The sequence below is a fragment of the Actinomadura soli genome (assembly GCF_005889715.1).
Taxonomy (GTDB): Bacteria; Actinomycetota; Actinomycetes; order Streptosporangiales; family Streptosporangiaceae; genus Spirillospora; species Spirillospora soli.
Window position 1 is genome coordinate 1 of sequence record NZ_VCKW01000129.1, and the last position, 24,554, is coordinate 24,554.

The 24,554-nt window shown below is 73.6% G+C and carries 26 protein-coding genes; 12 read left to right on the top strand and 14 right to left on the bottom strand.

The features are described 5' to 3' along the window. The 3 genes from ETD83_RS23655 to aroF form a co-directional block, all read right to left on the bottom strand. Positions 1–405: DUF5954 family protein (locus ETD83_RS23655; protein WP_205717843.1), on the bottom strand; the 405-nt coding region annotated here is incomplete at its 3' end. A gap of 41 nt (positions 406–446) precedes the next feature. Then, positions 447–1,445, bottom strand: a complete 999-nt coding sequence (locus ETD83_RS23660) for a DMT family transporter (RefSeq protein ID WP_138647343.1) — start codon at positions 1,443–1,445, stop codon at positions 447–449. A gap of 212 nt (positions 1,446–1,657) precedes the next feature. Then, positions 1,658–2,704: a 3-deoxy-7-phosphoheptulonate synthase gene (aroF, locus tag ETD83_RS23665; RefSeq protein ID WP_138647344.1), complete on the bottom strand. Its 1,047-nt coding sequence runs from the start codon at positions 2,702–2,704 to the stop codon at positions 1,658–1,660. Between the two features lie 281 nt (positions 2,705–2,985). Between aroF and ETD83_RS23670 the strand changes: the two genes are divergently transcribed. The 5 genes from ETD83_RS23670 to ETD83_RS23690 all read left to right on the top strand — a co-directional run bounded on the left by ETD83_RS23670 (position 2,986) and on the right by ETD83_RS23690 (position 8,307). Then, on the top strand, positions 2,986–3,609 hold the full coding sequence (locus ETD83_RS23670; RefSeq protein ID WP_138647345.1) for a sulfite oxidase-like oxidoreductase: 624 nt from the start codon (positions 2,986–2,988) through the stop codon (positions 3,607–3,609). A gap of 104 nt (positions 3,610–3,713) precedes the next feature. Beyond that, positions 3,714–5,177 carry a histidine kinase gene (locus ETD83_RS23675; RefSeq protein WP_138647346.1) on the top strand — a complete coding sequence of 488 codons (1,464 nt, stop codon included), beginning with the start codon at positions 3,714–3,716 and terminating at the stop codon, positions 5,175–5,177. 76 nt (positions 5,178–5,253) lie between these two features. After that, positions 5,254–6,078, top strand: a complete 825-nt coding sequence (locus ETD83_RS23680) for a LytR/AlgR family response regulator transcription factor (protein ID WP_138647347.1) — start codon at positions 5,254–5,256, stop codon at positions 6,076–6,078. Next, complete coding sequence (locus ETD83_RS23685; protein WP_138647348.1) at positions 6,068–6,601, top strand: hypothetical protein; 534 nt, start codon at positions 6,068–6,070, stop codon at positions 6,599–6,601. The genes ETD83_RS23680 and ETD83_RS23685 overlap by 11 nt, the downstream gene beginning before the upstream one ends. Then, a complete protein-coding gene (locus tag ETD83_RS23690; RefSeq protein ID WP_138647349.1) occupies positions 6,598–8,307 on the top strand; it encodes a sodium:solute symporter family transporter in 1,710 nt (569 codons plus the stop codon). The genes ETD83_RS23685 and ETD83_RS23690 overlap by 4 nt, the downstream gene beginning before the upstream one ends. A gap of 668 nt (positions 8,308–8,975) precedes the next feature. On the opposite strand, the gene ETD83_RS23695 is transcribed toward ETD83_RS23690, so the two are convergent. The 6 genes from ETD83_RS23695 to thiO form a co-directional block, all read right to left on the bottom strand. Then, on the bottom strand, positions 8,976–9,821 hold the full coding sequence (locus ETD83_RS23695; protein WP_138647350.1) for a deoxyribonuclease IV: 846 nt from the start codon (positions 9,819–9,821) through the stop codon (positions 8,976–8,978). A 20-nt stretch (positions 9,822–9,841) separates the two neighbouring features. Continuing rightward, a complete protein-coding gene (pknB, locus tag ETD83_RS23700) occupies positions 9,842–11,758 on the bottom strand; it encodes a Stk1 family PASTA domain-containing Ser/Thr kinase (protein WP_138647351.1) in 1,917 nt (638 codons plus the stop codon). Between the two features lie 36 nt (positions 11,759–11,794). Next, positions 11,795–12,766 carry a DMT family transporter gene (locus ETD83_RS23705; protein WP_138647352.1) on the bottom strand — a complete coding sequence of 324 codons (972 nt, stop codon included), beginning with the start codon at positions 12,764–12,766 and terminating at the stop codon, positions 11,795–11,797. A gap of 147 nt (positions 12,767–12,913) precedes the next feature. Next, positions 12,914–13,684 (bottom strand): thiazole synthase, encoded by a 771-nt coding sequence (locus ETD83_RS23710; RefSeq protein ID WP_407921515.1) that lies wholly within the window; start codon positions 13,682–13,684, stop codon positions 12,914–12,916. A 108-nt stretch (positions 13,685–13,792) separates the two neighbouring features. After that, positions 13,793–13,993, bottom strand: a complete 201-nt coding sequence (gene thiS, locus ETD83_RS23715; protein ID WP_138647353.1) for a sulfur carrier protein ThiS — start codon at positions 13,991–13,993, stop codon at positions 13,793–13,795. Beyond that, entirely contained in the window at positions 13,990–15,117 is a 1,128-nt protein-coding gene (gene thiO, locus ETD83_RS23720; RefSeq protein ID WP_138647354.1) for a glycine oxidase ThiO, read from the bottom strand. The genes thiS and thiO overlap by 4 nt, the downstream gene beginning before the upstream one ends. 198 nt (positions 15,118–15,315) lie before the next feature. On the opposite strand from thiO, the gene ETD83_RS23725 reads away from it, so the two are divergent. The 4 genes from ETD83_RS23725 (at position 15,316) to ETD83_RS42745 (ending at position 17,997) form a co-directional block, all read left to right on the top strand. Then, positions 15,316–16,527 (top strand): NAD(P)/FAD-dependent oxidoreductase, encoded by a 1,212-nt coding sequence (locus ETD83_RS23725; protein ID WP_138647355.1) that lies wholly within the window; start codon positions 15,316–15,318, stop codon positions 16,525–16,527. 78 nt (positions 16,528–16,605) lie between these two features. Further along, complete coding sequence (locus ETD83_RS23730) at positions 16,606–16,980, top strand: Rv2175c family DNA-binding protein (protein ID WP_138647356.1); 375 nt, start codon at positions 16,606–16,608, stop codon at positions 16,978–16,980. Between the two features lie 112 nt (positions 16,981–17,092). Continuing rightward, positions 17,093–17,761 carry a thiamine phosphate synthase gene (gene thiE / locus ETD83_RS23735; protein ID WP_138647357.1) on the top strand — a complete coding sequence of 223 codons (669 nt, stop codon included), beginning with the start codon at positions 17,093–17,095 and terminating at the stop codon, positions 17,759–17,761. Between the two features lie 77 nt (positions 17,762–17,838). Continuing rightward, entirely contained in the window at positions 17,839–17,997 is a 159-nt protein-coding gene (locus tag ETD83_RS42745; RefSeq protein ID WP_171064395.1) for a hypothetical protein, read from the top strand. Positions 17,998–18,034: 37 nt separating this feature from the next. Here the strand turns inward: ETD83_RS42745 and ETD83_RS23740 are convergent, their stop codons facing one another. Then, on the bottom strand, positions 18,035–19,261 hold the full coding sequence (locus tag ETD83_RS23740; protein WP_230421127.1) for a serine/threonine-protein kinase: 1,227 nt from the start codon (positions 19,259–19,261) through the stop codon (positions 18,035–18,037). Positions 19,262–19,393: 132 nt separating this feature from the next. After that, entirely contained in the window at positions 19,394–20,446 is a 1,053-nt protein-coding gene (locus tag ETD83_RS23745) for a polyprenyl synthetase family protein (protein ID WP_138647358.1), read from the bottom strand. A gap of 159 nt (positions 20,447–20,605) precedes the next feature. On the opposite strand from ETD83_RS23745, the gene metF reads away from it, so the two are divergent. Then, the gene (metF, locus tag ETD83_RS23750) at positions 20,606–21,553 is read left to right on the top strand and encodes a methylenetetrahydrofolate reductase [NAD(P)H] (RefSeq protein ID WP_138647359.1); all 948 of its coding nucleotides are present in this window, start codon (positions 20,606–20,608) and stop codon (positions 21,551–21,553) included. Here the strand turns inward: metF and ETD83_RS23755 are convergent. From ETD83_RS23755 to ETD83_RS23765, 3 genes are all read right to left on the bottom strand, one after another. Then, complete coding sequence (locus ETD83_RS23755; protein WP_138647360.1) at positions 21,478–22,092, bottom strand: GNAT family N-acetyltransferase; 615 nt, start codon at positions 22,090–22,092, stop codon at positions 21,478–21,480. The two genes, metF and ETD83_RS23755, sit on opposite strands and share 76 nt — an antisense overlap. 90 nt (positions 22,093–22,182) lie before the next feature. Next, entirely contained in the window at positions 22,183–22,533 is a 351-nt protein-coding gene (locus ETD83_RS23760; protein ID WP_138647361.1) for an arsenate reductase family protein, read from the bottom strand. 1 nt (position 22,534) lies between these two features. Beyond that, the gene (locus tag ETD83_RS23765; RefSeq protein ID WP_138647362.1) at positions 22,535–22,999 is read right to left on the bottom strand and encodes a YbaK/EbsC family protein; all 465 of its coding nucleotides are present in this window, start codon (positions 22,997–22,999) and stop codon (positions 22,535–22,537) included. 24 nt (positions 23,000–23,023) lie between these two features. Here ETD83_RS23765 and ETD83_RS23770 point away from each other — a divergent pair, with 24 nt between their 5' ends. After that, entirely contained in the window at positions 23,024–23,818 is a 795-nt protein-coding gene (locus tag ETD83_RS23770; RefSeq protein ID WP_138647363.1) for a L,D-transpeptidase family protein, read from the top strand. 260 nt (positions 23,819–24,078) lie between these two features. Then, positions 24,079–24,554, top strand: a 476-nt coding sequence (locus ETD83_RS23775) for an SAV_6107 family HEPN domain-containing protein (protein ID WP_138647364.1), incomplete at its 3' end; no start/stop codon positions are given.

Sequence of the window (24,554 nt, forward strand, 5' to 3'; positions counted from 1 at the left end):
GGGCGGCTCGGGGCCGTCCGGGCCGGTGCGGACGAGCTGCTCGATCCGCACGATCCGGAACCGCCGCCCGCCCGCCGTGACCTCGTCGGCGGCCTCGTCCTGGAGTGTCCGCGCCGCGGCGACCAGCTGCCGTGCCCGCGCGACGTCCGGCGCCGTGGCCGCCCGGTCCTCCAGGTGGACGGCGAGGAGCTCGCGCGCGCCCTGGGGCAGCGGGTCGCAGGGGCACACGATCTGCCAGCCGTCAGGGACCTGCTCCGCGGCGGTGAACAGCGCGCCCAGGAGCACGAGCTCCGGGTACGCGGACACGGCGCGGCAGGCATCCGCCAGCATCACCGCGGCGACCGGGTCGACGCCGTCCAGATCCTCCGGGAACAGCCGCCCCCCGGCGTCATCGCCCGTAGTCATGCCGGACATCATCCACGCCGTGACCGCCCCCGGCCAGTGGTTCATACCAATTTGTTACCGGCCTGTATATGTTCGCCATCGTTCCGCCTCCGGACGGGCATGACCAGGCCCACCAGGCTCGCCGCCAGGAGCGCGAGACCGCCGAGCGCCACCGGGCCGAGCCGCTCGTCCAGCAGGACCATGCCGAGCACCGCGGCCACCGCCGGCTCGGCGAGCGTCAGCGTCGTCGCGGTCGTGGCGGGCGTCGTGCGCAGCCCCCGCGCGAACAGCAGGTAGCCGCCGCCCGTGGTGACCACGCCGAGGTAGAGCGCGATCAGCGCGCCCTGCCCGGTGGTCAGCCAGCCGGTCGGCTCCGCGAGCAGGACCGGGACCAGCGGGACGGCCGCCGCCCCGAACAGCGACGCGGCGACGGCCCGGTCCTCCTCGCCGCGGTCGATGAGGACGGACGCGATCGTCGCGTACACCGCGTACGCCAGCCCGGACAGCAGTGCCAGCGCGATCCCCGCGGGCTCGACGCCCGCGTCCCGGCCGCCGCCGATGAGCCCGCTGCAGATGAGCAGCGTGCAGCCCGCGACGGCCCCGGCGGTCGCCAGTGCCCATCGGCGGGGCGGCGCCGACCGCCGGGCCGCGAGCCCGATCACGCCGGTGAACGCGGGCGCGCTGCCGATCGTGACGACGGTGGCGACCGCGACCCCGGTGCGTCCGGCGGCCACGAAGAACGCCGCCTGGTACACCGCGATCGTGACCGCGCCGGCGCCGACGAGCGGCCGGTTGCGGCGGTCGCGCAGCAGCCGGCGCAGACCGGCGCCGCGCCGCGAGGCCGCGGCGAGGCCGAGCAGCACCAGGCCGCCGATGATGATGCGGATCGCGGCGACCGAGAGCGCCGATGACCCGTCCGCGAAGGTGCGGACGGTCCCGGTCGTCCCCCAGAGGGACGCCGCGACCAGGATGTCGGCGCCGCCGCGCCGGACGCGGGCGGACGGGTCCTTGCCGGGCGATCCCTCGCCGGAGGCATGCCGGACGGACGTGTGCTGTGCCACGGGAGAAGCTCCTGACCTCGAATCGGACGACGGTGATCCGGATTCGGGGCGCAGGAGGACACGGCCGGGCGCATCCGGCGCCGGGCCGTGTCAGGACTCGGTCAGCGAGTGCGGTCGCCGCGCCCCGTCAGGAGCGCGGCGGGCCGCAGTTCGAGGTCCAGTAAGCCATGGCCGAACGATATCCGATCCGGCCGGACGGCCAGGCGGGGCGGTCAGGCGGGGACGGCGTCGGGGTCCTGGGCCTGGGTGAGGGCGCGGCCGACGATGGGCGGCAGGTCCCGGACGAGCTTGGCCAGCTCGCGCAGGTCGCCGTCCACGAGGGCCTGCGGGCCGTCGCACAGCGCGGTCTCGGGGTGCGGGTGCACGTCGATGATCACGCCGTCGGCGCCGACCGCGATCGCGGCGCGGGTCAGCGGCAGCACGAGGTCGCGGCTGCCGCCCGAGTGCGAGGGGTCCACGATCACCGGCAGGTGGGAGAGGCGCTGCGCCACCGGCACCGCGGAGATGTCCAGGGTGTTGCGGGTCGCCTTCTCGAACGTGCGGATGCCGCGCTCGCACAGCACGATGTCGAGGTTGCCGCGCTGCGCGACGTACTCGGCGGCCATCAGCCACTCCTCGATCGTCCCGCTCATGCCGCGCTTCAGCATGACCGGCTTGCCGGACTCGCCCGCCGCCTGCAGCAGCGCGAAGTTCTGCGCGTTGCGGGTGCCGATCTGCAGCATGTCGGCGTAGGACGCGACGAGCTCGACGTCGGCGGCGTCCACCACCTCGGTGACGACCGGCATGCCCGTCTCCGCCCGCACGTCCGCGAGGATGCGCAGGCCGGCCTCGCCGAGGCCCTGGAACGCGTACGGGGACGTCCGCGGCTTGAACGCGCCGCCGCGCAGCAGCGTCGCGCCCGCGGCCTGCGCCATCTGCGCGGCGCCGAGGGTCTGCTCCGCCGTCTCCACCGCGCACGGACCGGCGATCAGCGTCATGGTGCCCGGGCCGATCGGCACGCCGCCGACCCGCACGACCGAGCGCTCGGCGTGGTTCTCGCGGCTGACCAGCTTGTGGGGCGCGGAGATGCGGATCACGTCGCTGACGCCGCGCATCCCGCGCAGGTTCAGCGTCCCGAACTGCTGGACGTCGCCGACGAGCCCGACGATGGTCCGCTCCACGCCGCGGCTGACGAACGCCTCGCCCCCGGCGGTCTCGACCAGTGAGACGACGGCGTCGATATCCGCTTCGTTGGCCTCCGGGGCCATGACGACGACCATTGGTGTGCTGCCTCTCTCCTCCGCCCGGGATCCCTGGTGGACCCCGCGAGCAACCCCTGGAACGACGAAAGCCCCGGGCCAGTGCGGCCCGGGGCTCTCGACTTGAGGTCTGTCAGCGCAGCGTCTGGCAGACCAGCCGCCCGGGCTGGTCGAACCAAAAGAAATACACGACGTTGCGCACGGGCCCAGCTTAACGGCTCCGGCGTCGTGGTGGACCCGGCGGGCCCCGCGCGGACCCCGGATATGGCTCACCTCACTCCGGATGGCAGGATGGCCGCGTCATGTCCCACCCCGAGCAGTCCGCACCGGAGCCGCGCGATCTTCCGCCCGGCCAGTACGTCCCCCGGGGCTGGCCCGTCCTGCACTACGGCCCAGTGCCGAAGTTCCGTCCCAAGGACTGGGACTTCCGCGTCTTCGGCGCGACCGCGTCGGGGGAGCAGTACCGCTGGACCTGGGACGAGTTCGACGCGCTCCCGAGGATCACGGCGGTCGCCGACTTCCACTGTGTGACCAAGTTCACGATCCCGGACAACGAATGGGAGGGCGTCTCCGGCTCCGCGATCGTGGAGCTGGCGCCGCCCGAGCCGGACGTCACGCACGTGATGGTCTGGGCCGAGTACGGCTACAGCGCCAACATCCGGATGAGCGACTTCCTCGCCGACGGGACGATGTTCGCCACCCACCGCGACGGCGAGCGCATCAGCCCCGACCACGGCTTCCCGATCCGCATCGTCGTCCCGCACCTGTACGCGTGGAAGAGCGTGAAGTGGGTGCGGGGGGTCGAGTACCTGGTGAAGGACCGGCGCGGCTTCTGGGAGGAGCGCGGCTACCACAACGTCGCCGACCCGTGGCGGGAACAGCGGTACTCCTACCAGGAGGACGAGGGCGAGTCGCCGCCCCTGTGACCTGTCGGACGGGCCATGACCCCCTGTGGCGTGGCCCATCCGAGACCTTCGTAAATGGGCAACACACCGACCCTCGCGGACGACAGCCGTTACCGTACGTTGTCATGGTTCTACCGTCCGTCGTGGACGTCGTCGCGTGCGCCACGGCCGCCGGTGCCGCCGGCGCCGCAGCGGGAGCCTGGGCGCTGCGCAGATGGCGCGGTCTTCCGCCCGGCGTCGCACGCCGTCCCCCGCGCGGCCTTCCGCGTGGCGTCGCGCGCGGCCTTGCGCGGGGCCTTCCGCGTGGTGTCGCCCGCGGTCTCGCACGTGGCCGCTCGCGCGGGCTTCCGCGCCGCCCGCCCGCCGACGCGGCCGAACAGGCGGCGTTCGCGACCCTGCACCTGATCACGCGGGCGTCGCCGCCGCTGCGCGCCGGGCTGACCGAGGACTCGGCGCGCAAGGCCGCCCGGCGGCTCAGATCGCTGCTGGGCGCCGAGGCGGTCGCGCTGGTGGCCGTGCTGCCCCCGTCCGACGACGAGCTGGACGACCTCGACGACGACCACCCCGACGACGATCACCAGCGGGTCCCGGCCGCGCCCCGGCTGCTGGCCTGGGACGGTGCGGCCCACGACGCCCACGCGGCGGAGGCCGTCCGGGACGCCCTGCCGGTGCTGGCCTCCGGCCGGCCGCGCGTGATCGCCCCCGAGCTGATGGGCTGCCGCGACCCGCTGTGCCCCGTCCAGGTGGCGATGGTCGCGCCGCTCACCGTCGAGGGACGCGTCGAGGGGACGCTGACCGTGTACTGGCGCAGCCCGTCGGCCGCGCGGGTCAGGGCGGTCGGCGAGGCGGCCCGGCTGGTCACCGGCCAGCTCGAACTCGCCGGGCTGGACAACGCCCGCATCCGGCTCGCCGAGGCCGAGATGCGGGCCCTGCGCGCCCAGATCTCCCCGCACTTCGTCTACAACTCGCTGACGACGATCGCCTCGTTCGTCCGCACCGACCCCGAACGCGCCCGCGCGCTGCTGCTGGACTTCGCCGACTTCGCCCGCTACTCCTTCCGCAACCCCCGCGACTTCACCACCCTCGCCGACGAGCTGCGCTCCATCGACCGCTACCTGCTGCTGGAACGGGCCAGGTTCGGCGAGCGGCTCCAGTTCCGCGTCGACATCGCGCCGGAGGTGCTGCCGGTCGCGGTGCCGTTCCTCGCCCTGCAGCCGCTGGTCGAGAACGCGATCCGGCACGGCATGCAGGGCGCGGGCGGCGCGTTCCACATCTCGATCGTCGCGCGGGACTCGGGTGCCGAGGCGGCGATCAGCGTCGAGGACGACGGCGTCGGCATGGACCCCGAACGGCTCCAGGAGATCCTCTCCGCGCCGCTGGGCCGGCCCGGACCGACCGGATGGGGGAGCGTCGCGACCCGCGCGCGACGCCCCGGCGGCGACGCCGGCATCGGTCTCGCGAACGTCGACGAGCGCCTGCGGCAGGTCTACGGGGACGAGTACGGGCTGACCGTCGAGACCGCTCTGGGCGCCGGAACCAAGGTCAATCTGCGCGTCCCGAAGTACCGTCCCGGCGTGTTTCCGGACTGAGCCGGCCCGCCGCGACACGCCACTCACTTTTCGGAACCGATTGCGGACAGACGGTAATCGCGGCAAAGTCGCCCTCATGCTGCACGTCCTGGCCGTCGACGATGAACGTCCCGCACTTGAGGAGCTGACGTATCTGCTCCGCAAGGATCCGCGGGTCGCCGGGGTCAGCTGCGCGGGCGACGCCTCGTCCGCGCTGCGCGACCTGAGCCGGATGCTCGTCGAGGGCGAACGCCTCGACGCCGTGTTCATGGACATCCGCATGCCCGGGCTCGACGGGCTCGACTTCACCCGCCTGCTCACCGGTTTCACCGCGCCGCCGCACGTCGTGTTCGTCACCGCGCACGACGACTGCGCCGTCACCGCCTTCGAGCTCGGCGCGCTCGACTACCTGCTGAAGCCCGTCCGGCCCGAGCGGCTCGCCGAGTCGGTGCGCCGCGTGGCCGGGGCCGTGGACCGGTCGGCGCCGCCCCCCGCCGCGGAGGGGCGCGACCCCGAGGACGAGATGATCCCCGTCGAGCTCGGCGGCCGGACCCGGCTCGTCTCCCGGCGGGCCGTCACCCATGTCGAGGCGCAGGGCGACTACGTCCGGCTGCACACCGCCGACGGCGGCTACCTCGTCCGCATGCCGCTGTCGGCGCTCACCAAGCGGTGGGAGGCGGCCGGGTTCATCCGGATCCACCGCAGCACCCTGGTCGCGTCCGCGCACATCACCGAGGTGCGGTTCAACGGCGGCCGTGCCGCCGTCCAGATCGGGGACGAGCTGCTGCAGGTCAGCCGCCGCCACACCCGCGAGGTGCGGGACCGGCTGGTCCGCAGGTTCCACCACCCGGACGGGGAGGACCCGGGCGGCGCGGACGGCGACGGCGGCGGCGGTACGGGAGACGATCGCGATGAACGGTGAACGCCGGGTGGCGGTCACGGGTACGGCGACCGTACGCGCGCGGACGATCCGGGACGACGCCGACCCGCCGTCCGGAACCCGTCCCGCCGAACGGCCCGCCGCCGAGCCCTCCGGTTCCGACCAGCCGGACCCCGATCCACTTCATACCGGCTCGCCGGTCCCGGATCCCCGCCAGGGTGAACCGCCCGATACGTCCCGTTCCATGGCGGTCGGCGCTGCCGCGGCGACCGCCCTGATCCGCCTCCAACTGGGCATCGCCCTCCGGACCTGCGCGATCGTCATCGCCGTGGTGGCGGGCCTGCCCGCGCTGCTCGCGCTCGCCCCGGGGGTCGCGCACGCCGGTGTGCGCGGCGTCCCGCTCTTCTGGCCCGTCCTCGTGTTCGGCGTCCAGCCCGTCTGGATCGCCGTGGCGCTGCGGCAGCTGAGACGCGCCGAACGGGCGGAACGCGAGCTGACGGCGCCGGCCCCGGGCCGGGGGACGGCCGCCCGCACCCCCCGGCGCGAGCCGGTGGGCCGTCCGTGACCGCGCTGGCCGTCGCGGCGGCGCTGATCGCCCTGGTCGCGTTGCTCGGGACGGCGGGCGTCCGCTCCCGCCGCTCCGCCCGGGCCGCCGCCGACTTCCAGGTCGCCTCGCGCGGCGTCACCCCCTGGTGGAACGCGTCCGCGATCAGCGGCGAGTACATCTCCGCCGCCGCGTTCCTCGGCTCCGCCGGGCTGGTGCTCGCCTACGGCGCCGACATGCTGTGGCTCCCCATCGCCGGGACCGCCGGATACGTCCTGCTCCTGGCGTTCGTCACCGCGCCGCTGCGCCGGTCCGGCGCCTACTCCGTCCCCGACTTCGCCGAATGGCGGCTCGGCTCCCGGAGCGTGCGGCGGATCGTCACCGGCTGCGTCTGCTTCGTCGGCTGGTTCTACCTGCTGCCGCAGTTCCGGGGCGCCGGGGTGACGCTGCGCGTCCTGACCGGCGCGCCCGTCTGGACGGGCTGGGCCGTCGTCGTCGCGGTCGCGCTGCTGCTCGCCGCCTCCGGCGGGATGCGCGGCATCACCGCAGTCCAGGCCGTCCAGTTCTGGTTGAAGCTCGTCGCCGTGGCCGTGCCCGCCATGGTCCTGCTGACCGTTTGGAACCTCGCCGGCGCCCCCGACCCCGTCGGCGCCACCCCGCCGAACTTCGAACGGGCCACCCGGGTGCAGGTGCGCACCGCCGCCGCCGTCACCGTGCCCGCCGCCGTCACCGTCACCGTCCGGGGACGGGTGGACGGCGCCGTCCGCGACGGAGAGCGCGTGCCCCTCGCACCCGGCCGGCACACCATCGGCGCCGGAACGGACATCCGGTTCCCGGCCGGCGCGCCGGTGCCGCACGCGGAACGGCTGCCCGTCCAGGACGGCGCCACCTGGGCGACACCGTTCGGACGCGCCGAAGAGAACGGCCTCTTCCGCACCTACTCGGCGCTGCTCGGCGTCCTCCTCGGCACCATGGGCCTGCCGCACATCCTGATGCGCTTCTACACCAGCGCCGACGGGGCCGCGGCCCGCCGCACCGCCGCGTTGGTGCCCGTCCTGCTGGCCCTGTTCTCCGTGTTCCCCGCCCTGTACGGGACGTTAGGACGCCTCTACGCCCCCGAACTGCTCATGACCGGCGACACCGACGCGACCCTCCTGATGCTGCCGCAGCGAATGCTCCCCGGACCCGGCGGCGCGCTCCTCACCGGCCTCGTCACCGCCGGGGCGTTCGCCGCGTTCATCTCCACGTCCTGCGGGATCGTCGTCGCCCTCGCCGGGACGATCTCCCAGAGCGTCCGCCGCCGCAACGGCGTCACGGCGTTCCGCCTCGGCGTGGTGCTCGCGCTGGCCGCGCCGCTCGCCGTCCTGCCGAGAATCGGCCCGCAGGGCGCGGTCGGCCTGGTCACGATGGCGCTCTGCGTGTCGGCGTGCTCCCTGTGCCCGCTGCTCGTCCTCGGCATCTGGTGGCGCGGCCTGACCGCGGCCGGCGCCGCCGCCGGGCTCCTCGCGGGCGGCGGGTTCGCCGTCGCCGCGGGACTCGCCCGCCTGTTCTCCGGCCCCTCGGCGGGCTGGCCCCAGGACGTCCTCGCCCAGCCCGCCGCGGTCGTCGCGCCCGCCGCCTTCGCCGTCATGATCGTCGTCTCGCTGCTGACCCGCCGCCGCGTCCCGCGCCGCGCCGACCGCGCGCTCATGAAACTGCACCTGCCCGAGGGGACGCCCGTCCGCTGAACGCCCGCGATCCATCGACCGTCGCGGCCCCATACCTAGTGGACCGTTCCCAAACACCGCTCGTCCAGCCTGACCGCCCGCTCATCGTCTGACTACTCAACGCATATCTATGACTACGTACCGTTTACCGAGACCTGGGTTTTCCTGGACCGCAACTGTGGCATCACACCCCTAGAGTTCTCAGTGGCACCGAACGCCACACCGTCCCGGAGGGGCGGGCGGCCGTGACACGGCACCACGCCGCACACCGCCGCGAAACCTCCCACAAAAGCAAATCTGGAGATCCGGCTCGAACGCCGGATCGTGCGTCGCTGGATCCCGTACCGGGGGGGTGGGATCCGGTGGCCTGTGGCTCGGGCGTCGTTGAACAGTCGGGGGGTTGTTCAGCGGCGCCCGAGTCGTGTTTTTTGCTTTTTTCTCCTCCTTCGGGCCCTGGGGCCCTCCATCGTCGAAAAACGCGCGCGATCGCTGCATCGCTTCGTCTCGCCTGGTGGCTCGCTGCGCGATCAGGTTTCTCGCAGGCTCGAACCCTGCCTTCGGTCGCGATCGCAGGCGGTGAGGCCGTTGCGGGTTGCTGTGGTGGCTTGGGTCCGCGCATTAGTGGGTGCCGGTTCGTGCGTATGTTGCGGCTACCCCTCACCTGGCGGGTGACTCTCGCGCTCCCGGCTCTAGGTGTCGCGTAGGCGTTTTAGGGTTTCGATGTCTTTTGCGTGGGGGGCGGGGGCGCGGCCTGGGGTTTCGATCAGGAAAGGGATTCCGGCCACGGCGGGGTGGCGGAAGAGGTCGGCGAACGGGGGTTCGCCGATTTGGCCCGCGCCGATGTTCTCGTGGCGGTCCCGGCCGGAGGCGCAGGGGTCTTTCGAGTCGTTGGCGTGGACCAGTTTTAGGCGGCCCTCGCCGACCGTGTCTATCAGGGCGTCGATGGTGTCCTTCACGCCGCCCGGGGCCGCCAGGTCGTGGCCCGCGGCGAAGGCGTGGCAGGTGTCGAAGCAGACGCCCAGCTTCGGGTGGTTCTCCAGGCGGTCGAAGAAGGGGCCCAGGTCCTGGACCTTGGCGCAGAGCATGTGGTTCTGGCCTGCCATGGGTTCCAGGAGCAGGTCGGGGCCGTCTTCGGGGATCTCGTCCAGGAGGGGGAGGACGTGGTCGCGGACCTGGGCCATGGCCCCGTCGTAGGTCTGGGTGACGGCGGAGCCGGTGTGGACCACTACGCCGAGGGCGCCGATGGCGCGGCCTCGGGTGAGGGAGTGGCGGACGGTCGCGATCGACTTGGCCAGCGTCTCCTGGCTGGGGGAGCCGAAGTTCACCAGGTACGGGGTGTGGATGTAGACGGGGATGCCGGCGGCGCGGAGCTTCTCGTCCTCGGCGGGCTTGCCTTCGGGGAGGGCCCAGCCGCGCGGGTTGGCCACGAAGACCTGCACGGCCTCGGCGCCGATCTCGGCGGCGTACTTCAGACCGCCGGTGGCCAGGCCACCGGCCACGGGGACGTGCGCCCCGACGGGATTGCGAGATGTCATTGCGGGTTCAGCCTAGCCGGTCAGGGGCCCCGGACGATGGTCACGGTCGAGCCGCGGCGGGCCTCCCCGCTGTCCGGGGACTGGAAGCGGACGGTGTTGCCGCCGAAGCCCGTCACGTTGACCTTGAAACCGGAGTCTTCCAGGGCTTTCTTGGCGTCGTCCACGGTGCTTCCGGTCAGGTTCGGGACGGGGATGTTCTCGCCGTTCTCGCCGTCCTCGCAGCCGATCTGGATCGGGCCCGTGTCGACGAGGCAATCGCGCTTGTTGACGACGAGCGTGACCTCGTCGCCCCGGGACACGCCGGTGCCCTCGGACGGGTTCTGCTCGATCACCGTGTCCGGCTGCTTGCCGTCGACCTTCTTCTTCTCGACCTTGACGTCCAGGCCCATGGAGCGGAGCTGGTTCGCGGCGGCGTCGCCGTTCTGGCCGACCAGGTTCGGCATCGACATGCCGGTGGAGACGATGACGCTGACCGGCTCGTCGGGGGACTGCCGCTCGCCCGCCCCTGGGCTCGTGCCGACGACCCTGTCCTTGGCGACGGTTTGTGATGGGGTGAAGCTCGTCCGGCCGACGGTGAAGCCCTCGTCCTTGAGGGTTTGTTTGGCTTCCTCTAGGGACTTGCCTTCGACGTCGGGCACCTCCTTGGGCGTGATGCCACGGGAGGGTGTCAGCGTGACGGTCTCGCCCTTGGCGACGCGGGCGCCCGCGGGCGGGTCGGACTTGGCGACGCCGCCCTTGTGGACCCGGTCGTCGTAGACGGCCTTCGCCGTCTGCACGTCCAGGCCGGCGCTCTCCAGGCGGTCGCGGGCGTCGGCGACCTTCATCCCGATGATGGACGACGGGACGTGCTCGTACTGCCCCGACGTCTGGTACCAGACCGCCCAGCCGAGGATGATCGCCGCGACGGCGCCGATGGCGATGAGGACGTACCGGCCGGTCAGCGCGCCGATGGCCCGGTCGGCCCTGGTCCGCTCGGGCGCGTAGGCGGGTGGGAGCGTGGTCGCGTCGAGGACGGCGGTGCGGCCGTGCGAGGGCGGGGCCTCCAGCACGGCGGTGGCGTTCGCCTCCTCGAGGCGGCGGTCGAGGTCGCGGGGGAGGCCGCCGAACACCTCGGCGACCTCGGCGAGGTACTGGTTCGCGTCCCGCGGGCGGCGCTGCGGGTCGTGGCTCGTCGCGTCGGTGACCAGTTCGTCGACGCGGACCGGGATGCCGGGGACGGTGCCGGACGGCGGCGGCACCGTCTCGTTCACGTGCTTGTAGGCGACGGCCAGCGGCGTGTCGGCCAGGTGGGGGAGGCGGCCGGTGAGCAGCTCGAACAGCATCACGCCGGCGGCGTACACGTCCGAGCGGACGTCGGCGTCGCCGGACACCACCTGCTCGGGCGCCAGGTAGCCGACCGTCCCGATGATCACGCCGGTCTTGGTCAGCTTGCTCGCGGTCTCGGCCCGGGCGAGGCCGAAGTCGGCGACCTTGACCTGGCCGTCCTCGGTGATCAGGACGTTCTCGGGCTTGACGTCGCGGTGCACGAGACCGGCCCGGTGCGCCGCGCCGAGCGCCGCGAGCACCGGCTGCATGATCTCCAGAGCGGCGCGGGGGCCGAGCCGCCCGAGCGTGGTGAGCGCGTCGCGGAGCGTGTGCCCGGCGACGTACTCCATGACGAGGAAGACGTGCTCGCCGTCGGTGCGCTGGTCGTAGACGGCGACGACGTTCGGGTGCGACAGCGCCGCCGCGGCCTTGGCCTCGCCGATGAAGCGGGCGACGAAGTCCTCGTCGGAGGCGAGTCCGGCGTGCATCACCTTGATCGCGACGATGCGGTCGAGCCTGATGTCGCGCGCGAGGTAGACCGTGGCCATGCCGCCGCGGGCGATGCGGGACTCAATGCGGTAGCGCCCGTCGAGCACCCGCCCGACGAGAGGATCGGCAACCGTCGTGTCCATCGCTGCGATTTTACGGCCGGATCGGCGAGGTTCTCATCAGTCGTGAGTATGAGCATCGATGAGCCCGGAGGGTGACCCGGCCGGGACGGCCGTGGGCTCCGGGGGTGTGGGCGCGGGGCGGCGCAGCGGCCTCGTGCGGCGGGCGACGGCCACTCCGGTGAGGCAGAGCAGGCCGCCGGCGAGCGTGATCAGGCCGGGGACCTCGCCGAGGAACAGCCACGACATGAACACGACGAGGGCGGGCGCGGCGTAGGTGGTGGCGCCCATCTTTCCCGCCGACGTCCGGGCGAGAGCGTATCCCCAGGTGGTGAAGGCGATGGCGGTGGGGAAGACGCCCAGGTAGACCATGTTCAGGGTGGCGCCGGCGGGGGCGTCGGCGGCCTCGGAGACGAGCCGGCCGGAGAACGGCAGGCAGGCGAGCGTGCCGATCGCGCAGGCGAACGTGGTGAACTGCAGCGCCGAGGCGTGCCGCAGCGCGGGCTTCTGGCTGACGACCCCCGCCGCGTAGGTGACGGCGGCGACCAGGCAGAGCAGCACCCCGCCGACGGACGAGCGGCCCTCGCCGGACATCGACAGCCCGACGACGGCCGCGCCCCCGAACGACACGGCCATCCCGGCCAGCAGGCGGGGCGGGAGGCCCTCCTTCAGCAGCCAGCCGCCCAGGAGCGCGATGAGGATCGGCCCGATGTTGACGACGAGGGCGGCCGTGCCGGCGTCCACGAGCTGCTCGCCCCAGTTCAGGGCGACCATGTACGCGCCGAACCACAGGACGCCCGCGGTGACGATGCCCGGCCATGCGGCCTTCGGCGGGAGCCCCTCGCGCCGGACGAGCCACAGCGCGCCGAGCACGACCGTCCCCGACAGGAGGCGGCCGAGGGCGAGGGCGCCGGGGCTGTAGTCGTCGCCGGCGCTGCGGATCGCGACGAAGGCGGATGCCCAGAGCACCACCGTCACCGTGGCGGCCGCCACGGCGAGTCTGTCGACGCCCGCACCGCTTTCCTGCTGCATGTCAGACACCTTAGGTATGGGACGTTTCGGTGAACACCGAAGCGACGCGCAGGGTTGCAGCGCACCCGCCCGGGTGGACGCCCTCAGTCTGGTGGCGCTGACATTTCAGGTCCAGCGAATATTTCTACAGGTGGATGTTTAGTGTTCCTACGAGGTTGCGAGGCCCTCGAAGGGTGAGGACGCCTGCGCGTAGCGGCGCTTCGGGATGCGTCCGGCCAGCCGGGCCAGCCGCCCGGCCTCCACCGCGTGCCGCATCGCGGCGGCCATCCGCGCCGGGTGCTGGGCGCGGGTCACGGCGGTCGCCAGCAGCACCGCGTCGCAGCCCAGCTCCATCGCCAGCGCCGCGTCGGACGCGGTGCCGAGCCCCGCGTCCAGGATGACCGGGACGCTTGCCCGCTCGACGATCAGCTCGATGTTGTGCGGGTTGCGGATCCCGAGGCCCGACCCGATCGGGGAGCCGAGCGGCATCACGGCCGCGCACCCGATCTGCTCCAGCCGCCGCGCCAGGACCGGGTCGTCGTTGGTGTACGGCAGGACGACGAACCCGTCGTCGACGAGCTGCTCGGCGGCGTCGACCAGCTCGATCGGGTCGGGCAGCAGCGTGTGCTCGTCCGCGATCACTTCGAGCTTGACCCAGGTCGTGCCGAGCGCCTCACGGGCCAGCTTCGCGGTGAGGACGGCCTCGCCCGCGGTGAAGCAGCCCGCGGTGTTCGGCAGCACCCGGATGCCGCAGTCGCCCAGGACGTCCAGCACCGAGCCGCGGGCGGACGGGTCCACGCGCCGCATCGCGACCGTGGTCAGCTCCGTCCCGGACGCGGTCAGCGCCTCGCGCAGGACGTGCATGCTCGGCGCGCCCCCGGTCCCCATGATCAGCCGGGAGCCCAGCTCCTCGCCCGCGATGACCAGCATGTCCGTCACGTCTAGCCTCCCTGCACGGTGTCATTGTGGGGGGACGACCCCCCACACCCCCCGGCAGGGGGCTGACCGGCGTATTCCACTCCGCTGGCGCTCCGTTCCATACGCCGGTCAGCCTCCCTGCACGGCGGTCAAAACCTCCAGGCGGTCGGCGTCGCGCAGCGTCGTCGCCGCCCATGCCGAGCGCCGGACGACCTCGTCGTTCACCGCCGCCGCCACGCCGGACGCGGCCTCGGTCACCGACGCGACCGCCTCGGCCACGCTCGCGCCGTCCGGCAGCTCGCGCGGCTCACCGTTGACGATCACCTTCATGAGTGCACCTCGGGGGAGAACCGGCCGGGCGCGAACGGTCCGGCGACGCCGGGGACGGGGCCGTCCAGCAGCATCGCGGACAGGATGTCGGCGGAGACCGGGGCGAGCAGGATGCCGTTGCGGAAATGCCCGGTGCCGATGACGAGGCCGGGCAGGGCCGACGGGCCCATCACCGGCGCGTTGTCGGGCGACCCCGGGCGCAGGCCCGCCGACACCTCGGCGAACTCCAGCTCGGTGACGCCGGGCAGCAGCTCGCGGGCGTCGCGCAGCAGCTCCCACAGGCCGCCGGCCGTGACGCGCGTGTCGAAGCCCAGCTCCTCCTGGGTGGCGCCGACGACGATCTCGCCGTCCAGGCGCGGCACCAGGTACACCGACGAGCCCTTCACCATCCCGCGCGTGGACCGGCCGATGAACGGCGTCCGGGTGCGGAGCCGGATCACCTGCCCCTTGACGGGACGGACGGGCGGAACGGTCCCGGGAGGCAGGCCGCCGATATCGCCCGACCAGGGGCCCGCGGCCAGCAGGACGCGGTCGGCGGGGAGCGTCGTGCCGTCGTCCAGGCGTACGCCGGCGGCCGTGCCGCGCTCGACGACGACCTCCGCCGCCCGCCGCCGGACCAGGCGGACGCCGAGCTTCTCGCCCGCGGCGAGCAGCGCCGGGGCCAGCCGGCGGGGGTCGATCGAGCCGTCCTCGGGGGCGAGCAGGCCGCCGCGCACGCCGGGGGCGAGCATGGGCTCGAGGCGGCGGCACTCCCGGCCGGTCAGCGCCTCGACCGGGATGCCGAGGGTCTCCTGGAAGCGGCGCAGGTCGTCCAGGTACTTCAGGTCGTCGGCGTCGAAGGCGACCTCGATGATCCCGTCGGTGCGGTAGCCCGTCTCCAGGCCGGTCAGCTCCTCCAGCTCGGCGACGAACGCGCCATACCGGTCGCGGGACGCGAGGCCCAGCCGCAGCAGCGGCTCCTCGCCGTAGGTCAGCTCGCTGACCGGGGTGAGCATCCCCGCGGCGACCGCCGTCGCGCCGCTCGCGGGCTCGGGGTCGACCAGGGTGACGGCGGCGCCGCCGGCGGCGGCCCGCCAGGCGGTGGCGAGGCCGATGACCCCGGCGCCGATGATCACGATCTCCATGCGCGCTCCCTTCGCCGGCATGATCCGGATCAGGTCGTGGCGGTCGGCGGCCCGTTCCAGCCGCCCTCTCAGCCCGGTCGCACCGGACTCCCGCGCTTTGTGCTGTTTTACCCGCTCCCCACCTTACGTCCCTCGTGGTGTGCGCAGCCGTCCGGACAGGCGTCCAGTGGGCGGAGGGCGCTCGTTAGGGTGATTCTCATGGAGAGGGTCGTCGTCGTGGGTGGCGGGCTGGCGGGCGTGCGCGCCGTGGAGTCGCTGAGGGGCCGGGGGTACGAGGGCGCGCTGACCCTCGTCTCGGCCGAGCGGCACCGGCCCTATGACCGGCCGCCGCTGTCGAAGGCCGTCCTCGCGGGCGAGTCCGACGACACGACGGTCGACGCCGACTGGGACGCGCTGCGCTGCGACCTCCTCCTCGGCGAGCGCGCCACCGGCCTGCGCCTGGACGCGCGCGGCGGGACCGTCGCGTCCACGGCGGGCGACCTGCCGTTCGACGGGCTGGTCATCGCGACCGGGGCCGTCCCGATCACGCTGCCGGGAGACGGGCCCCAGCACGTCCTGCGCACCATCGAGGACAGCCGTGACCTGCGGTCCCGGCTTACGGAAGGTGCCCGGATCGTCATCGTCGGGGCGGGCTGGATCGGCGCCGAGGTCGCGACCGCCGCCGCGAAGAAGGGCTGCGCCGTGACCGTCGTGGAGGCCGCGGACACCCCGCTCGCCGGCGCGCTCGGCCCCGAGGTCGGCGCCCTCACCGCGCCCTGGTACGCGGAGGCGGGCGTCGGGCTGCGCACCGGCGTCAAGGTCGCCGAGGTGCGGGACGGCGGTCTCGTCCTCGCCGGTGGCGCCCGGATCGACGCGGACGTGGTCGTCGCCGGCATCGGCGTCCGGCCGGACCTGTCCTGGCTGGACGGCTCCGGGCTGCTGCTGGAGCGCGGCGTGGTCACCGACGGCTCGTTCCGCGCGTACCTGGGCGAGGAGGAGCCCGGCTCGGCCCGTCCGGACATCGTCGCCGCCGGCGACTGCGCCGCCTGGTGGTCGGCGCGGTACGGGCGGCGGCTCCTCGTCGAGCACTGGGACACCGCACTCAACGCCCCCGACGTCGCCGCCGCGACACTCCTCGGCCAGGACGCGGTGTACGACGCCGTCCCGTACTTCTGGTCCGAGCAGTTCGGGCGGATGGTGCAGTACGCGGGCAGCCACGCGGCGTCCGAGCGGATCGTCCGCCGGGGTGACCCGTCCGGCCGGAAGTGGACGGCCGTGTGGCTGACCGGGGACCGGCTCGACGCGGTCCTCGCCGTCGACCGGCCCCGCGATCTGGTGCAGGCGCGGCGCGTCATCGCGGCGGGAACGCCCGTGGACGCGGAGGCCCTCGCGGACCCGGACGTGCCCGTCCGCCAGGCCGTTCGCGGATAGCGATCGCCGTGGGCATGTAACGGCTGTGCAGGGGGTTTGAGGGTTCCGAAGGCGTGGTAGCAAGGGGGCGTGACGCAGATGCACGCAACCGTTGACAGCGCACTGGACCCCCGAACGGACGCCCTCGCGGGTGAGTGGCTCTCCCTCAGGGAGACGGCCGAACGACTCGGGATCAAGCCCAACCGGATCAAGCAGCTCATCAGCGAGCACCGGCTCCTGGCCGTGCGCCGGGAGGGCGAGCCCATGGTGCCCGCCGCGTTCATCAAGGACGGCCAGGTCATCAAGGGACTGCCCGGCACGCTGACGCTCCTGTCGGACGCCGGGTTCGACGACGTGGAGACCGTCCGCTGGCTGTTCACCGCCGATGACACGCTGCCGGGCACGCCGGTGGACGCGCTCACCGAGAACCGGGGGACCGAGGTCCGCCGCCGCGCCCAGGCCCTCGCGTTCTGAGCCGTCCGGCGGCATCGAAACTCTGAACCTCTGACACGATCGCGGGGTCGCACGGTGGGACGGAACCGCCGCGCGGCCCCGCGCACCCTTTCCGGAAGGACGTCTCCCAGCCGTGTCCAGGCATCTCCCCACCGAACGCGCCGTCGCGCTGCGCGCCCGGCTCGGCCGCGCCCGCCTCTACCTCTGCACCGACGCGAGGGAGCGGCAAGGGGACCTGCCGGACTTCCTGGACGCCGCCCTCGCCGGCGGCGTCGACCTCGTCCAGCTCCGCCAGAAGGGCCTGGAGGCCCGGCAGGAGCTGGCCTACCTGGAGATCTTCCGGGCGGCGTGCGAGCGGCACGGCGCGCTGCTCGCCGTCAACGACCGCGCGGACGTGGCGCACGCCGCCGGCGCCGACGTGCTGCACCTCGGGCAGGACGACCTGCCCGTGGACGCCGCCCGCGAGATCGTCGGCGGCGACATGCTGATCGGCCGGTCCACGCACTCGGCCGAGCAGGCGACGGCGGCCGTGACCGAGCCGGGCGTCGACTACTTCTGCGCCGGCCCGGTGTGGCCGACGCCGACCAAGCCGGGCCGTCCCGCGCCCGGGCCGGAGCTGCTGGAGTACGTCGCGGCGCGGCGCACGGCGCGCCCGTGGTTCGCGATCGGCGGGATCGACCTCGGCAATCTCGGCGACGTCCTCGCCGCGGGGGCGCGCCGCGTCGTGGTCGTCCGGGCGATCACCGAGGCGGACGATCCGGGCGCCGCCGCGGCGGAGTTCGCCCGCCGCCTCGCCGCCTGACCCCGCGCCTTTGATCTTGTCGGGGTTTGACCTGGATCACAGTGCGGGCCGGGGCGCGATCGCCCACAATGGGGATCATGAGCCTGGGACCCGACGACGACCGGCCGGTCGAGCTTGACGAGGACCTGGAGATCCTGCCGGACCAGACGTCCGACGACACCGACACCGGCTGGGGCGAGTGGCGCGGCGACGCCGACGACTCCCGCCTCCTCGAGGACCGTCCGCCGCACTGGTGAGCCGGAAGGCCCGCCCCTTCCAGCGGGGCATGCCCGCTCAGAAGAGCATGCCCAGGACGAAGCCGGAGACGACGACGGCCGCGAGCGCGACCATCATCCGCCACCTGTAGCGCGGGATCCGCGTCGGCCGCGGTTTCGGCATCGGTCCCTGCCCTTCGCGGAGCGCCCGGACGATTTGCGACGCGGTCGGCCGGGCGGCCGGGTTCTTGTCGAGACAGCGGGCCGCGAGATCGCGCAGCGGCCCGTCCAGCTCGCCGAGGTCGGGGCTGCGGGACGTCACCCGCCGCATCACGGCCGCGCTCGGCCCGGTGCCGAACGGCGGGCGCCCCGTCGCGGCGAACACCATGGTGGCGCCCCACGCGAACACGTCGGCGGGCGTCCCGACCGGCTCGTCTTCGATCTGCTCCGGCGCCATGTAGGCGGGGGTGCCGACCGGGCCGGTCGTCACCGGGGCGGCGTCGGCGATCCGGGCGATGCCGAAGTCGATGACCTTGGCGCCGTCCGGGCCGAGCAGCACGTTGCCGGGCTTGAAGTCCCGGTGCACGATCCCGGCGCGGTGGATCGCGGCGAGCGCCGCCGCCGTCCGCAGCCCGAGCTTGCGGAGCTTGGGCGGAGGCAGCGGGCCGCGGTCCTCGACGACGTGCTGGAGCGCCGGGCCCTCGACGAACTCGCTGACGATGTACGGGCGGTCGCCGGTCATGTCGGCGTCCAGGACGCGGGCCGTGTGCCGTCCCGACACCCGCAGGGCCGCCTCCGCCTCCTTGACGAAGCGGCCGCGCGCCCGCTGCCCGGCGGCCACGCCGCCGCGCAGCAGCTTGACCGTGACGAGCCCGCCGTCGCCGTCCCGGCCGAGGTAGACGATGCCCTGGCCGCCTTCGCCGAGCCGTCCGAGCAGCGTGTAGCCGCCGAGGCCGCGGGGGTCGTCCGGGCCGAGCGGCGTTCCGGGCCGCTTGCCGCGCCCCGCCCGCGCGGCCGGGGCGGCACCGCTCCGGCCGTCCGGGCTCCGGCGGTCCGGGTCGTTCTGACGATCGGGGTTCGCACTGGTACCGGCCTCGCGGTCGGGGCCGGAACGGGCCTGCGCCGGCCGGGCCGGGGCCGGGCGCTCCTTGGCCGGACGGCCCGGCGTGCCCGCGTGGGCCTGGCCGGACCGCCCCGGACGGGCGGCGGCGCTGCGCGCGGGATGGGGGTTCGTCCTCCCGCGGGAGGTGTCGTGCGGCACTGTGGGGGACTCCGACTCGGCGGGGACGGACGAAGATCTCCTCATTTGTACCGTGTCGCCGGGCGGCGCGGCAGGGGAACCGCGATCTTCGGCGTCCCGGACTGGAACGTGCCGACGCCGCCCACCTGCCCCGCGGCCCTCACCCCGCCCCGGCGGCGCCCACCTGATGCGCGGCGCCTACATGCTGCGCGTGGTGGCCGCGACCGCGAGCCCGGAGAGGGCGTGGCGGGCCTCGGCGGTGATCGGCGCGGAGCGCAGGGCCCGCTCCGCCTCGCCGAGGTAGCGCTCGATCATGGCCTCGCAGGCGGCGAGCCCGCCGGTCTCCTCGATGATCGCGCGCACCTCGTCCACGCCGGGACGGTCGAGGCCGGGGTCGCCGAGGCGCCGCCGCAGCGCCGCCGCCTGGGCCGCGGAGGCGCGCTCGGCGGTGAGGGCGATCAGCACGGTCCGCTTGCCCTCGCGCAGGTCGTCGCCCGCGGGCTTGCCGGTCTCGCCCGGGTCGCCGAACACGCCGAGGACGTCGTCGCGGAGCTGGAAGGCGATGCCGAGCGGCAGGCCGTAGCCGCTGAGGGCGGCGATCACGTCCGGGCCGGCCCCGGCGAGCGCCGCGCCCAGGTGCAGCGGGCGCTCGATCGTGTACTTGGCGCTCTTGTACTCCACGACGCGCAGCGCCGTCGCGACGGACGCCTCGCCCCGCGTGCCCTCCAGCATGTCGAGGTACTGGCCGCACATGACCTCGGTGCGCATCAGGTCGTAGACGTCCCGGCCGCGCCGCCTGCGGTCGCCGTCCAGCCCGCAGGTCTCGAACATCTCGCTCGACCAGGCCAGGCACAGGTCGCCGAGCAGGATCGCCGCGCCCGCGCCGTACGCCTCCGCGTCGCCCGGCCACGCCTGCGCCCCGTGCAGCGCCTCGAACCTGCGGTGGACGGACGGCTGCCCGCGCCGCGTGTCGCTGGAGTCCATCACGTCGTCGTGGATCAGCGCGCTCGCCTGCAGCAGCTCCAGGGACGCCGCCGCCCGCACGATGGCCTGGCCGTCCTCGCCGCCCGCGGCGCGCCACCCCCAGTAGCAGAACGCCGGGCGGAGCCGCTTGCCCCCGCCGAGCAGCGCCCCCAGGGCGGACAGCAGCGGCGCGAGGTCGTCGCTGATGGTCAGCAGGGCGGGGCGCTGCCGGTCGACGAAGGCCAGGAGCGCCTCGTCGACCTCCTTGCGGATCAGGCTGGTCGACATGCCGAGATCGTATCCAGCTGGGTGGTTTCAACCGTCCGCCGGAAACGTGAGAGGTTCATAGATCCTCGGAAATGCGGACATAACGGCCGTGCGTTGTGTGGAGCATCACGCGGATCGGCGGCCCCCGGCGTGTCCCGGTGGCTTCTGTAGGCTTGGGGGATGCCACGCCTGCGCCCAGACCGTCCTCCCGCCGTGCGAGAGCTGCTGGCCTCCGGCGCCAGATCCTTCTCCTTCGAGTTCTTCCCGCCCAAGACCGACAAGGGCGCGCGGAACCTGTGGCGCACCATCCGCGAGCTGGAGCCGCTGCACCCGACGTTCGTGTCCGTGACCTACGGCGCGGGCGGCGGCACCCGCGACAAGACCGTCGACATCGTCGAGCGGATCGCCACCGACACCACGCTCACGCCCGTCGCGCACTTCACCGCCGTGAACCACTCCCAGGCCGAGCTGCGCCGGCTGATCGGCCGGTTCGCCTCCGTCGGCGTCCGCAACATCCTCGCCGTGCGCGGCGACCCGCCCGGCGACCCGATGGGGGAGTGGGTCAAGCACCCCGAGGGCGTCGAGTACGCCGCCGACCTCGTCCGGATGATCCGCTCCTACGGCGACTTCAGCGTCGGTGTCGCCGCGTTCCCCTACAAGCACCCCCGCTCGCCCGACATCGAGAGCGACACCCGCTACTTCGTCGAGAAGTGCCGCGCCGGCGCCGACTACGCGATCACGCAGATGTTCTTCCGCGCCGAGGACTACTTCCGGCTCCGCGACCGCGTCGCCGCCGCCGGCTGCGACGTGCCGATCCTGCCCGGCATCATGCCGGTCACGCAGATCAGCACGATCGAGCGGTCCGAGCAGCTGTCGGGCGCGCCGTTCCCGCCCGAGGTCAAGGCCCGGTTCGACGCCGTCGCCGACGACCCGGAGGCCGTCCGCCGCCTCGGCATCGAGCACGCCGCCGAGCTGTGCCAGGAGCTGCTCGACCAGGACGCGCCCGGCATCCACTTCATCACGTTCAACAAGTCCACGGCGACGCGCGAGGTCTACGGGCTGCTCGCGCCGCTCGAAGGGGCCGGCGGGTACGGGGCCGGCGGCAGGGTCCCGCCCATGACCGCGTAGCGGGGGCCGCCCCCGGGGAACTCGAAGTCCGTCAGCAGATCGACCATGCCGACGGAACGGTAGAGCGTGCGGGCCGGAGTATCCGGTCGCCTGTCCAGCGTCGACAGCACGACGGTCCGTTCCGGCCTGCCCTCGCACAGCGCGTTCAGCAGCGCCCGGCCGAGGCCCCTGCCCTGCGCCTCCGGGTGGACGTGCAGCTCCGCGATCTCGAACGTGTCCTCAAGCCACGCCTCCGCGTGCTCCGGCCCCTCCCGGTCGGTGAGCGCCTGGGCGACGACGTCATGCCACCACTGCCCGCGCGCCCCGTGGAACCCGTAGGCGAACCCCTGCACCGGCCCCGTCAGGACGGGCAGCGCCCCGCGCCGCTCGACCACGAACGCCCGGAACCCCGGGTACGACGCGTGCCGTTCCATGATGGTGTGGCGGCCGGGAAGCTGCTCGTTCGGCGGTTCCATGGTGGCCGCGTAGACGTCCAGCATGGGGCTGAGCCTGCGCAGGAACGCGCGCTCGTCGATCTCGCGCAGCTTCGGGTCCCTCACCTGACAGAGAGTAGACCGGGCGGTGCCCCGACGCAGGACGAAAGCTGATCACAGCCGTCCCGCGGCCTCCGGGGCGCACACGCCACCGCCTCACCGGCCGTCGAGGGCCTTGCGCACGGACGCGTCGTCCCGCGCCACCACGGCGGTCTCGCCGGTCAGGACGATCGGCCGCTGGATCAGCACCGGGTTCGCCACCATGATCTCGATCCAGCGGGACCGGTCGTGCTCCAGGTTCCGCAGCCCCAGCTCCTTCGCGACCGGCTCGTTGAGGCGCGCCACGTCCCACGGCTCCGCGCCGATCCGCTTCAGCACAGCGTCGAGTTCATCGGCCGTGGGCGGCTCGTCCAGGTAACGGCGCTCGGTGTACTCCACGCCCGCCTCGTCCAGCGCGGCCTTCGCGGCGCGGCTCTTCGAGCAGCGCGGGTTGTGCCACAGCTCCATGTCACTCCACCTCCGCGGGGGTGCCCCCGGTGATCCTCAGCAGTTCCTCGTACGACGTGGGGAACACGGTGTGCGGATGCCCGCCCGCCGCCCAGACCTGGTCGTACTTGTCCAGCCAGACGTCGACGAGCGTACGGATCGGCGCCGGATGCCCCAGCGGCGCCACCCCGCCGATCGGCTGCCCGGTCGCCTCCCGGACGAACTCCGGCGTCGCCCGCCGCACCTTCGCCGCCCCCACCAGCGCCGCGATCTTCACCGTGTCGACCCGGTGCGCGCCGCTCGTCATCACCAGCAGCGGCGTCCCGTCCGCGTCGAACAGCAGGCTGTTGGCGATCGCGCCCAGCTCGCAGCCCAGCTGCTCGGCCGCCGCCTGCGCCGTCGGCGCGGAGGCGGGCAGCTCCACGATGTCCCCCGCCGCGCCCCGTTCGAGCAGCGCCTTTGCCACGATTTCGGTATTCGGATGCATGGGTAGCACTTTAAGGTTCAGCTCATGCGAGGGAGACCGATCGACGTGCGCACGAGCGTGGTTTTGCTGACCGCGGCCGTTTTCCTGACGGGCTGCAACGGGACGGACCAGGCGGCGGGCCCGCCGACGACGCCGGTCGCCAAACCGACGACGCCGGCGCCGCCCTCCACGCCGACGCCCACGCCCACGCCCACGCAGCGCAAGCTGAAGCCGGGGGCGAAGGGCGAGGACGTCAAGGCGCTCCAGCGCCGCCTCAAGGAACTGAACTACGACCCGGGCAAGGTCGACGGGAAGTACGGGACGTCCACCCAGCTGGCCGTGTGGGCGTTCCAGGCCGTCAACGGCATGAAGCAGAAGGGCACGCTCGACAAGTCGTTCCGGCAGGCCCTGGCCGACCCCTCGCAACCGCGCCCGATGGCCAAGAAGCGCGAGAAGGACCGCGTCGACGTCGACCTGAAGCGCCAGTACCTCGTGCTTTACAAGGACGGGCAGCCGCGTCTCATCACGCACATCTCGTCGGGCTCCGGCGAGTACTACTGCGCCAAGGACCGCGGCGCCAAGGTCCCCCGCTGCCGCTACGCCAGCACGGGCACGGGCGACTTCCGTACCGGACGGCGCGCCTCGGGCTGGGAGATCTCGCCCCTGGGCCGCCTCTACAACCCCATCTACTTCAACGGCGGCATCGCCTTCCACGGCGCCCTGGACGTGCCCAGGTACCCCGCCTCGCACGGCTGCGTCCGGCTGCCGATGCACATCGCCGAGTACTTCCCGGGCCTCCTCGGGACGGGCGTCCCCGTGCACGTCAGACGGCCCGGCTGAGCGCCGCCGCAACCCGCTGTTCCCCTGCCGTCAAGCCCGCTGACCTGCGGGATACGACACCCATTCGAACACGTTGACGAATCGGCGTCAGGGCGGTTTACTGGGTTGTGCGTCGAACTTATGTTCGACGTGGTGCGGGACTCGCGGCCCGTGCCAGGGCGACGTCCCCGCCGGCAGCGCAGCTCCGGCGGGACGGACGGCCGGGCGGAGTGAGGGGAAGCTCTCCGCCCGGCCGGCCCGAGCCCGGAAGGAGGCAGACCATGTCCGGAACGATGACCGCACGCGGGATCCACGCCGCCGCCCAGTCCGTCCCGCCGCCGAGCCCGCGCCGCCGTCCGATGCCCGCACCCCGCCCGGCGCACACGGCCGCCGGCCAGCTCCACGCCGCCCGCATGGGCCTGGCGGAGGCGGCCGAGGCCACCTCGCCCGCCGTCCGCTACGTGTGCGCCCACCTGGCCGCACTGCGCGCGGCCGCCGCCGTCCTTGCGTCCAGGGAACCCCTGGAGACCCACCGCCGCGGCCGTCCGCGCAGCGTCTGGGTCTTGCTCCCGGAGGCCGAGCCGGCCCTGCGCGAATGGGCCGCCTTCTTCGCCGCCGGCGCCGACAAGCGCGCCGCCGCCGAGGCCGGGCTGCCCCGCGCCGTCACCCCGCGCGAGGCCGAGGAACTCCTGCACGACGCCGACGTCTTCGTCACCCTCGTCGAAGACACCCTGGGCGTCACCAGCCAGCCCACCCT